The following is a 539-nucleotide window of genomic DNA, read 5'->3' as shown; positions in this document are numbered from 1 at the left end:
GTGTTGGGGCTCATAACATGATGCTAAAGGCTATTGGATACGATTCAAAAAAAATCGAAGAATTATACAAAGACTACCAATCATCAAGTCTTTCTGAAAAAGAAAAGGCAGTACTTGATTTTTCATTGAAGATAACAAACGAATCCTACAAAATTACTGAAAAAGATCATGAGAATCTTAGGAAACACGGGATGACTGATCAGCAAATTTTAGAAGTAATTTCAGTAGCAAGCTTCTTTAACTTTATCAATCGGTTCGTTGATGCACTTGGTACAGACCTGGAGATAGTTTAATGGAAAAAATTCCTAATTACATTTGATACGAACTGTTAGGTGTAATTGCGCCCAAAATAATTCTCATGCAAGTGATCAAGTCTCTAAGGATTCGATGTTTACAGTTTTAGTATAATGAATTTTCCAAATTTGGAAACTCCTGTAATATGATTATATGAACTAATTATCATTTAATCATCCTTAAGTAAAGTAAGAAGAGCAGAAGCAGTAATGGGCAAATGGAATTTAGTAAACAGAATACTAGCG

General features: G+C 32.7%; 1 protein-coding gene. It reads left to right on the top strand.

Annotated features, from left to right (window positions below; translation table 11 throughout):
• Positions 1-293, top strand: a 293-nt coding sequence (locus tag V3W49_RS23005) for a carboxymuconolactone decarboxylase family protein (RefSeq protein ID WP_500148301.1), incomplete at its 5' end; no start/stop codon positions are given.
• Positions 294-539: the final 246 nt, after the last annotated feature.

The sequence above is a fragment of the Rosenbergiella sp. YN46 genome, assembly GCF_036620675.1.
GTDB lineage: Bacteria > Pseudomonadota > Gammaproteobacteria > Enterobacterales > Enterobacteriaceae > Jejubacter.
Note: the sequence above shows the minus strand (reverse complement) of the source record. Positions and strands in the feature narration are given on the sequence as shown.